At 58.3% G+C, this 10259-nt stretch carries 10 protein-coding genes; all 10 read right to left on the bottom strand.

Features of this window, described 5'->3' with window-relative positions:
- Positions 1-246: 246 nt before the first annotated feature.
- On the bottom strand, positions 247-2079 hold the full coding sequence (gene glmS / locus FJD34_RS25035; protein ID WP_065942479.1) for a glutamine--fructose-6-phosphate transaminase (isomerizing): 1833 nt from the start codon (positions 2077-2079) through the stop codon (positions 247-249).
- A gap of 10 nt (positions 2080-2089) precedes the next feature.
- Positions 2090-2857, bottom strand: coding sequence for a DeoR/GlpR family DNA-binding transcription regulator (locus tag FJD34_RS25030; protein WP_090292565.1), 768 nt, complete (start codon positions 2855-2857; stop codon positions 2090-2092).
- A gap of 228 nt (positions 2858-3085) precedes the next feature.
- Complete coding sequence (gene glmU / locus FJD34_RS25025) at positions 3086-4453, bottom strand: bifunctional UDP-N-acetylglucosamine diphosphorylase/glucosamine-1-phosphate N-acetyltransferase GlmU (protein WP_090292567.1); 1368 nt, start codon at positions 4451-4453, stop codon at positions 3086-3088.
- 123 nt (positions 4454-4576) lie between these two features.
- On the bottom strand, positions 4577-4993 hold the full coding sequence (locus tag FJD34_RS25020; protein WP_032857189.1) for a F0F1 ATP synthase subunit epsilon: 417 nt from the start codon (positions 4991-4993) through the stop codon (positions 4577-4579).
- Between the two features lie 45 nt (positions 4994-5038).
- Positions 5039-6415 (bottom strand): F0F1 ATP synthase subunit beta, encoded by a 1377-nt coding sequence (gene atpD, locus FJD34_RS25015; RefSeq protein WP_032857187.1) that lies wholly within the window; start codon positions 6413-6415, stop codon positions 5039-5041.
- Positions 6416-6442: 27 nt separating this feature from the next.
- Positions 6443-7303, bottom strand: coding sequence for a F0F1 ATP synthase subunit gamma (gene atpG, locus FJD34_RS25010; RefSeq protein WP_010565870.1), 861 nt, complete (start codon positions 7301-7303; stop codon positions 6443-6445).
- A gap of 50 nt (positions 7304-7353) precedes the next feature.
- Positions 7354-8898: a F0F1 ATP synthase subunit alpha gene (atpA, locus tag FJD34_RS25005; RefSeq protein WP_029290137.1), complete on the bottom strand. Its 1545-nt coding sequence runs from the start codon at positions 8896-8898 to the stop codon at positions 7354-7356.
- Positions 8899-8919: 21 nt separating this feature from the next.
- A complete protein-coding gene (locus FJD34_RS25000; protein WP_090292569.1) occupies positions 8920-9456 on the bottom strand; it encodes a F0F1 ATP synthase subunit delta in 537 nt (178 codons plus the stop codon).
- A gap of 12 nt (positions 9457-9468) precedes the next feature.
- Positions 9469-9939, bottom strand: coding sequence for a F0F1 ATP synthase subunit B (locus tag FJD34_RS24995; RefSeq protein ID WP_008439543.1), 471 nt, complete (start codon positions 9937-9939; stop codon positions 9469-9471).
- A 56-nt stretch (positions 9940-9995) separates the two neighbouring features.
- Positions 9996-10253, bottom strand: a complete 258-nt coding sequence (atpE, locus tag FJD34_RS24990) for a F0F1 ATP synthase subunit C (protein WP_002555987.1) — start codon at positions 10251-10253, stop codon at positions 9996-9998.
- Between the last annotated feature and the right edge of the window lie 6 nt (positions 10254-10259).

Here is a 10259-nt window from a genome sequence, read left to right as displayed (position 1 = left end):
TTCTTTTCGGTCACTTGATTGACCGCTTGGATTTTGAATTCTTCGGGATAACGTGGGTTGCTCATGGCACCTCCTGATTGGCCTCAGTTTAAGGCAAAGAGGTGTCTACGAAACCCGGGGCGATTCAATGAGACGTCTGTCGCAACAGCGAGGGAGCCTAAAAGCGCTCCCGTGCTGCGACAGTTTTAATTAGCTAGCGACAGTTTTAATTCTCTAAATCCAACCCTTTCTCATTCCCGATAGACGTTACTCAACCGTCACCGACTTGGCCAGGTTACGCGGCTGGTCAACGTCGGTGCCCTTGAGCACGGCCACGTAGTACGACAGCAATTGCAGCGGGATGGTGTAGAGGATCGGTGACAGGGTGTCGTGGATGTGCGGCATGTTGATGACGTGGGTGCCTTCACCATTGGTCATGCCGGCCTTTTCATCGGCGAATACGATCAATTGGCCGCCACGGGCGCGTACTTCCTGCAGGTTGGACTTGAGCTTCTCCAGCAGTTCATTGTTCGGCGCAACGGTGACCACCGGCATGTCGTCGTCCACCAGGGCCAATGGGCCGTGCTTGAGTTCACCGGCCGGGTAGGCTTCGGCGTGGATATAGGAGATTTCCTTGAGTTTCAGGGAGCCTTCCATCGCCACGGGGTACTGTGCGCCACGGCCGAGGAACAGGGTGTGGTTCTTGTCGGCAAACAGCTCCGCGACTTTCTCTACAGTGCTATCCATAGCCAGGGCTTCGCCCAGGCGAGTCGGCAGGCGGCGCAGTTCTTCCACCAGGGTGGCTTCGACGCCTGCGCCCAATGTGCCGCGCACCTGGCCCAGGGACAGGGTCAGCAGCAGCAGGCCCACCAGTTGGGTGGTGAAGGCCTTGGTCGACGCTACGCCGATTTCGCGGCCGGCCTGGGTCAGCAGGGTCAGGTCGGACTCACGCACCAGGGAGCTGATGCTGACGTTGCAGATCGCCAGGCTCGCCAGGTAGCCCAGCTCCTTGGCATTACGCAGGGCGGCCAACGTGTCGGCGGTCTCGCCGGACTGGGAGATGGTCACGAACAGGGTGTCAGGCTGCACCACCACCTTGCGGTAGCGGAACTCGCTGGCGACTTCGACCTGGCACGGGATGCCGGCCAGCTCTTCCAGCCAGTAACGCGCGACCATGCCGGCGTGGTAGCTGGTGCCACAGGCGACGATCTGCACATTGCGCACTTTGGCGAACAACTCGGCGGCTTGTGGGCCGAAGGCGTTGACCAGCACCTGGTTCTGGCTCAGGCGACCTTCCAGGGTGCGCTGCACCACGGAGGGTTGCTCGTGGATTTCCTTGAGCATGAAGTGGCGGAACTCACCCTTGTCGGCGGCTTCAGCGCCGTCGCGGTACTGCACGGCTTCGCGCTCGACAGAATTGCCGTTGACGTCCCAGATCGCCACGCTTTCACGGCGGATGTCGGCGATATCGCCTTCTTCCAGGTACATGAAGCGGTCGGTGACCTGGCGCAGGGCCAGTTGATCGGACGCCAGGAAGTTCTCTCCCAGGCCCAGGCCGATCACCAATGGGCTGCCACTGCGGGCGGCAACCACACGGTCCGGTTGGCTGGCGCTGATCACGGCCAGGCCGTAGGCGCCATGCAGTTCCTTGACCGTGGCCTTGAGGGCGGTGGTCAGGTCGCTGTGGTCCTTGAGCTTGTGGTTGAGCAGGTGGGCGATGACTTCGGTGTCGGTGTCCGAGGTAAAGACGTAGCCCAGGCCCTTGAGCTGTTCGCGCAGCACTTCGTGGTTCTCGATGATGCCGTTGTGCACCACCGCAATATCACCGGAGAAGTGTGGGTGCGCATTGCGTTCGCACGGCGCACCGTGGGTCGCCCAACGGGTATGGGCGATGCCCAGGCGGCCTGCCAGGGGCTCACCGGCCAGGGCCTGCTCCAGTTCGCTGACCTTGCCTGGGCGGCGCATGCGCTCCAGCTTGCCAGCATTACTGAAGACCGCGACACCGGCACTGTCGTAGCCACGGTATTCCAGGCGCTTGAGGCCTTCGAGCAAAATGGCGGTAACGTTTCGTTCAGCGACTGCGCCTACAATTCCACACATGGTTTCTCTCCTAGATGACTGCCGCGCAAATCAGCGTAATGCCGCGGGCTTGAATCTGGTCGCGGGCCTCAAGCGGCAGGCGATCATCGGTAATAAGGGTATGGACGCTGCTCCAGGACAGTTCCAGGTTGGGGATCTTGCGGCCAATCTTGTCGGACTCGACCATCACCACCACTTCGCGGGCAACTTCGGCCATCACGCGGCTCAAACCCAGCAATTCATTGAAGGTGGTGGTGCCGCGCTGCAGATCGATGCCGTCGGCGCCGATGAACAGTTGGTCGAAGTCGTAGGAGCGCAGCACTTGTTCAGCGACCTGGCCCTGGAACGAGTCCGAGTGCGGGTCCCAGGTACCGCCAGTCATCAACAGCACGGGCTCATGTTCCAACTCACTCAGGGCACTGGCCACATGCAGGGAGTTGGTCATCACCACCAGGCCGGGCTGATGGCCCAGTTCCGGAATCATCGCGGCGGTGGTGCTGCCGCTGTCGATGATGATCCGTGCATGTTCACGCAGGCGTTTGACCGCCGCCCGCGCGATGGCGCGCTTGTGCACAGAAATCGGTTGGGCAGGATCGCCGACCAGTTCCTGGGGCATGGTGATGGCACCACCGTAGCGACGCAGCAACAGGCCGTTGCTTTCCAGCGCGGCGAGGTCCTTGCGGATGGTCACTTCGGAGGTTTCGAAACGCTTGGCCAATTCGTCCACGCTCACTTCACCCTGCTCGGTGAGCAAAGCCAGGATGTTGTGGCGTCGTTGAGGTGTATTTCGTTTCGACATGGTGATGATAAGTTTCGTTTCGAAAGATAACGAAGGCAATCAAAACCTATCGGCGGGAAATCGTCAAGCGGCGGATGCACTTTTTTGAAAACAACATAGATCCAATGTGGGAGCGGGCTTGCTCGCGAAGGCGGTGCATCAGATACACGTTCAGTGACTGGCACTCCGTCTTCGCGAGCAAGCCCGCTCCCACAATGGAATGGCGTTGCTAATGAGGTTGTGGATAATTCAGGTCTTTTTGATTTTGACCGGGCGTTTCCAACCGTCGATGTTGCGCTGGCGGGCGCGGGCCACACCTAGTTGCAAGTTATCCACATCCTGATTAATGGTGGAGCCTGCAGCCGTGCTGGCACCATCACCCACCTTCACAGGGGCAACCAGCGAGTTATTGGAGCCGATGAATACATCTTCACCCAGCACGGTCTGGTGCTTGTTGGCGCCATCGTAGTTGCAGGTGATGGTCCCTGCGCCGATGTTGGTGCGCGCACCGATAACGGCGTCGCCCAGGTAAGTCAGGTGACCCGCCTTGGCGCCCTCGCCCAGGTGGGCGTTTTTCAGTTCGACAAAGTTACCCACATGGGCCTTGGCTCCCAGCACGCTACCCGGACGCAACCGCGCGAACGGCCCGGCATCGCTGCCCTCGCCCATCACTGCACCGTCGATATGGCTGTTAGCCTTGATCACCACGCCTTTGCGCAGGGTGCTGTCCTTGATCACGCAGTTCGGGCCGATGACCACGTCATCGTCAATCACCACGCGGCCTTCGAGGATCACGTTGATATCGATCAGCACGTCGCGGCCCACGGTAACCTCACCGCGTACGTCGAAACGCGCCGGATCGCGCAGCGTCACGCCCTGAGCCATCAAGCGGCGGCCTTCACGTAGTTGGTAGTGACGCTCCAGTTCCGCCAGTTGCTTGCGATCGTTGGCGCCCTGCACTTCCATCGGGTCGTGGGGCTGCTCGGTGGCGACCACCAGGCCATCATTGACGGCCATTTCAATCACGTCGGTGAGGTAGTACTCACCCTGGACGTTGTTGTTCGACAGACGACTCATCCAGTCCGCCAAATGAGTCGCCGGCACCGCGAGAATTCCGGTGTTGCCTTCGGTAATTGCCCGTTGGGCCTCAGTGGCGTCCTTGTGCTCGACGATGGCTGTGACCTTGCCGTCGGCATTGCGCACGATACGGCCGTAGCCGGTCGGGTCGTCCAGTTCGACGGTCAGCAGCCCCATCTGGCCAGGCACCACGTGTTTGAGCAGGCGCTGCAGGGTTTCTACTTCGATCAGCGGCACATCACCGTAGAGGATCAGCACGGTGTCAGCCTTGATGAACGGTACGGCTTGCGCCGTGGCATGACCGGTACCCAGTTGCTTGTCCTGCAATACGAAATTCAAGTCGTCGGCGGCCAGACGTTCACGCACCGCATCGGCACCGTGGCCAATCACCACGTGGATACGCTGTGGCGCCAGTTGCCGGGCGCTGTGGATAACATGGCCGAGCATGGAGTTACCAGCAACCGGGTGCAGCACCTTGGGCAGGGCTGAACGCATGCGAGTGCCCTGGCCTGCGGCGAGAATGACGATTTCAAGAGACATGAATGGCTACCAATCCTGGGCGGTCCGGCTTCAGACCAAAGAAGTGTTTTGCTAAAAAAGAAAAAGGGTAGCCGAGGCTACCCTTTTTAATCAATCACACATGAAGCATGACGGCGAGGCCGCTTACTTCTTGCGGATCTGCTGGAGAGTACGCAGCTGAGCTGCGGCCTCGGCCAGACGTACTGCAGCAGCGCTGTAGTCGAAGTCTGCGCCTTTTTCGTGCAGGGCCTTCTCGGCAGCCTTGACGGCTTCCTGAGCGGAGGCTTCATCCAGGTCGCCAGCACGTTGCACAGTGTCGGCAAGCACCTTGACCATGTTCGGCTGAACCTCAAGGAAACCACTGGAGATGTAAAACACCTCACGTTCCCCGCCTTGCTTGGTCAGCGTGATCGGACCTGGCTTCAAGCTGGTAATCAGCGGCGCGTGCCCCATGGCGATACCAAGATCACCCAGAACGCCGTGCGCTGTTACAAACTCGACCAGACCGGAGAAGATTTCCCCTTCCGCACTGACGATATCGCAATGGACTGTCATAGCCATCTGATTGCCTCAACCTAAATTAGCGCCCGTTGCCGGGCGCTGGGATTACAGTTTCTTGGCTTTCTCGATCGCTTCTTCGATGCCGCCGACCATGTAGAACGCTTGTTCTGGCAGGTGGTCGTAGTCACCGTTGAGGATGCCTTTGAAGCCAGCAATGGTGTCTTTCAGGGAAACGTATTTACCCGAGGCACCGGTGAAGACTTCAGCCACGAAGAACGGCTGCGACAAGAAACGCTGGATCTTACGAGCACGGTTTACCAACTGCTTGTCGGCTTCCGACAGCTCGTCCATACCCAGGATCGCAATGATGTCCTTCAGTTCTTTGTAACGCTGCAGCACGTACTGAACGCCGCGAGCGGTGTCGTAGTGCTCCTGGCCGATCACGTTCGGGTCCAGCTGGCGCGAAGTCGAGTCGAGTGGATCGACCGCTGGGTAGATACCCAGGGAAGCGATGTCACGGGACAGTACGACGGTGGCGTCCAAGTGGGCGAAGGTGGTCGCAGGCGATGGGTCGGTCAAGTCATCCGCAGGTACGTATACCGCTTGGATCGAAGTGATCGAACCTTCCTTGGTCGAAGTGATACGTTCTTGCAGAACGCCCATCTCTTCAGCCAGGGTCGGCTGGTAACCTACTGCCGAAGGCATACGGCCCAGCAGTGCGGATACTTCAGTACCGGCCAGGGTGTAACGGTAGATGTTGTCGACGAACAGCAGAACGTCGTTACCTTCGTCACGGAACTTCTCGGCCATGGTCAGGCCAGTCAGTGCTACGCGCAGACGGTTACCCGGCGGCTCGTTCATCTGACCGTAGACCAGTGCCACTTTGTCCAGAACGTTGGAATCCTTCATCTCGTGGTAGAAGTCGTTACCCTCACGAGTACGCTCACCCACACCGGCGAACACGGAATAACCGCTGTGCTCGATGGCGATGTTACGGATCAGTTCCATCATGTTTACGGTCTTGCCTACACCGGCACCACCGAACAGACCGACTTTACCGCCCTTGGCGAACGGGCAAACCAGGTCGATAACCTTGATGCCGGTTTCCAGCAGGTCGTTACCGCCCGCTTGCTCGGCGAACGAAGGTGCTGGACGGTGAATGCCCCAGCGCTCTTCGGTGGCGATCGGGCCAGCTTCGTCAATCGGGTTGCCCAGTACGTCCATGATCCGGCCCAGGGTCGCTTTACCGACCGGTACGGAGATGGCAGCGCCAGTGTCGACAACGTCCAGACCGCGCTTCAAGCCTTCGGTGGAACCCATCGCAATGGTACGAACTACGCCGTCGCCCAGCTGCTGCTGAACTTCCAGGGTAGTTTCCGCGCCTTGTACTTTCAGCGCGTTGTAGATGCTCGGTACGCTGTCGCGTGGGAATTCCACGTCGATAACGGCGCCGATGATTTGAACGATACGTCCGCTACTCATAGCTGGATCCTCTGAATATTTGAACCGTTAAACCGCGGCAGCGCCGCCGACGATTTCCGAGATCTCTTGGGTGATCGCAGCCTGACGCGCCTTGTTGTAGATCAGCTGCAAATCGCTGATCAGATCACCGGCGTTGTCGGTAGCGTTTTTCATCGCGATCATCCGCGCCGCTTGTTCAGCTGCGTTGTTCTCGACCACCGCCTGGTACACCTGCGACTCCACGTAGCGCACCATCAAGCCGTCAAGCAGCTCTTTGGCGTCTGGTTCGTAGAGGTAGTCCCAGTGGTGCTTGAGTTCCTGATCCGGGGTCGCCACCAGTGGAATCAATTGCTCCACGGTTGGCTGCTGGGTCATGGTGTTGATGAACTTGTTGGATACCACGGACAGGCGGTCAATCCGGCCTTCCAGGTACGCATCCAGCATCACCTTCACACTGCCGATCAAGTCATTGATCGACGGCTCTTCACCCAGGTGGCTGATAGCTGCAACGACGTTACCGCCGAAGTTGCGGAAAAAGGCCGCACCCTTGCTACCAACAACACACAGATCGATCTCGACGCCGTTTTCGCGGTTTACCGCCATGTCCTTGACCAGGGCCTTGAACAGGTTGGTATTCAGACCACCGCACAAACCACGGTCACTGCTCACTACCACATAACCCACACGCTTGACTTCGCGGTCGATCATGAACGGGTGGCGGTATTCCGGGTTGGCGTTGGCCAGATGCCCAATTACCTGGCGGATACGCTCCGCATAAGGACGGCTAGCAGCCATGCGCATTTGTGCCTTGCGCATTTTGCTGACCGCCACTTTCTCCATGGCGCTGGTAATTTTTTGCGTGCTTTTGATGCTCGCAATCTTACTGCGAATCTCTTTTGCGCCTGCCATGTAACACCTATCAGGTTAGCAAGCGGGAGCCTTGCGGCTCCCGCTGCGGCTTACCAGGTTTGGGTGGCCTTGAACTTCTCGATACCGGCCTTCAGGCCAGCGTCGATTTCGTCATTGAAGTCACCCTTCACGTTGATCTTGGCCATCAAATCGGCATGATCTCGGTTGAAGTAAGCAATCAGCGCTTGTTCAAAGCTGCCGACCTTGGCGATTTCGACGTCAGTCAGGAACCCACGCTCAGCGGCATACAGCGACAGCGACATGTCAGCGATCGACATTGGCGCGTATTGCTTCTGCTTCATCAGCTCGGTAACGCGCTGACCATGCTCAAGTTGCTTACGGGTCGCTTCGTCCAGGTCAGAAGCGAACTGGGCGAATGCCGCCAGTTCACGGTACTGAGCCAGAGCGGTACGGATACCACCGGAGAGCTTCTTGATGATCTTGGTCTGAGCGGCACCACCCACACGGGATACCGAAACACCGGCGTTCACAGCAGGACGGATCCCGGAGTTGAACATGGCCGATTCCAGGAAGATCTGACCGTCGGTGATGGAAATCACGTTGGTCGGAACGAACGCGGAAACGTCGCCAGCCTGGGTTTCGATGATCGGCAGTGCGGTCAGGGAACCGGTTTTGCCGGTCACTGCGCCGTTGGTGAACTTCTCTACGTACTCTTCGGATACGCGGGATGCGCGCTCCAGCAGACGGGAGTGGAGATAGAACACGTCGCCTGGGTAGGCTTCACGGCCTGGTGGACGGCGCAGCAGCAGGGAAATCTGGCGGTAAGCCACTGCTTGCTTGGACAGATCGTCATAAACGATCAGCGCGTCTTCACCGCGGTCGCGGAAGAATTCACCCATGGTGCAACCGGAGTACGGTGCCAGGAATTGCAGCGCAGGAGATTCCGAAGCACTGGCAGCCACGATGATCGTGTTGGCCAGGGCGCCGTTTTCTTCCAGCTTGCGAACCACGTTGGCGATGGTCGATTGTTTCTGACCGATCGCTACGTAGACGCAGAAAATGCCGCTGTCTTTCTGGTTGATGATCGCGTCGATCGCCAGAGCGGTCTTGCCGATCTGACGGTCACCGATGATCAGCTCACGCTGGCCACGGCCGACAGGGATCATGGCATCGACAGCCTTGTAGCCAGTCTGTACAGGCTGGTCTACCGACTTACGCCAGATCACGCCTGGAGCAACTTTCTCGACCGCGTCGGTCTCGGTGTTGCCCAGTGGACCTTTACCGTCAACAGGGTTACCCAGTGCGTCGACAACGCGACCCAGCAGTTCCTTACCAACCGGAACTTCGAGGATGCGGCCTGTGCACTTGGCGCTCATGCCTTCAGCCAGACTGGTGTACGCGCCCAATACAACGGCACCTACGGAGTCTTGCTCCAGGTTGAGGGCCATACCGTAGACGCCGCCCGGAAACTCGATCATCTCGCCGTACATTACGTCGGCCAGACCGTGAATCCGCACGATGCCGTCAGATACGCTGACGACAGTGCCTTCGTTACGGGCTTGGGAGGTCACATCGAGCTTGTCGATGCGGCCCTTGATAATTTCACTTATTTCGGAAGGATTGAGTTGCTGCATTGCTCTGCTGCCCCTTCAAACTCAAGATTTCAATGCTTCGGCAAGTTTCGCGATTTTGCCGCGAATCGAGCCATCGATAACCAGGTCGCCGGCACGGATAACAACACCACCAATCAGGGATGCGTCCTCCGAAGCTTGCAGGCGCACTTCCCGATGGAGTCGTGCACTGAGAACCTTGGCGAGTTTGTCTTGCTGTTCTTGGTTCAATGCAAAAGCACTGGTCACTTCAACGTCTACCGACTTCTCTTGCTCGGCCTTGTACAGGTCGAACAGAGCGGCGATCTCCGGCAATAGCGGGAGACGGTCGTTTTCGGCAACGACGTGGATGAAGTTCTGTGCCTTCACATCAAACTTGTCGCCGCACACGTCAATAAACGTGGCGGCCTTGTCTGCGCTCGTCAGTCGCGGGGCCTTGAGCACGCGCTGCATGGTGTCGTCTTGCGACACTGCTGCAGCCAGGCCGAGCATGGCTGACCAAGAGGCCAGCTGCTGGTGGGCCTGGGCGTGCTCGAAGGCTGCCTTAGCGTAAGGTCGGGCCAACGTGGTCAATTCTGCCATGATCGCCCTCGCTTAAATTTCAGCAGCCAGTTTGTTTACCAGCTCCGCGTGCGCGTTTTGATCGATTGTGGCACCCAGGATCTTCTCAGCACCGCCGACGGCCAGAGCACCCAGTTGGGCACGCAGCGCATCTTTGACACCGTTCAATTCCTGTTCGATCTCGGCCTGAGCCTGAACCTTCACACGGTCAGCGTCGATACGGGCTTTTTCAACAGCCTCTTCAACAATCTGGTTACCGCGTTTCTTGGCTTGCTCAATGATTTCAGCTGCCTGAGCCTTCGCTTCGCGCAGTTGCTGACCCGCTTTATCTTGGGCCAACTCCAGGTCGCGAGCTGCTCGTGCGGCAGCGTCCAGTCCATCCGCGATCTTCTTCTGACGTTCGTGCAGAGCCGCGATGACCGGAGGCCATACGAACTTCATGCAGAAAACAACAAAAATCAAGAACGCTAAGGACTGACCAATAATGGTTGCATTAATGTTCACGCCAATACCTCGCTCGTTCGTTGCACAACACACCAATCACTCGAAAAAACGAGTGATTAACCGGCGAGTTGACCAACGAAGGGGTTCGCGAAGGTGAAGAACAGAGCGATACCAACACCGATCATGGTCACGGCGTCGAGCAGGCCGGCAACGATGAACATTTTAACTTGCAGCATTGGAACCATTTCTGGCTGACGCGCTGCGCCTTCCAGGAACTTGCCGCCCAACAGGCCGAAACCAATGGCAGTACCCAGGGCGCCCAGGCCGATCAACAGTGCAACAGCGATAGCGGTTAGACCAACTACAGTTTCCATCTTTCC

The sequence above is a fragment of the Pseudomonas brenneri genome, assembly GCF_007858285.1.
GTDB lineage: Bacteria > Pseudomonadota > Gammaproteobacteria > Pseudomonadales > Pseudomonadaceae > Aquipseudomonas > Aquipseudomonas brenneri.
The sequence above is the reverse complement of the archived record's forward strand: the minus strand, read 5'-3'. Positions and strand labels throughout refer to the sequence as shown.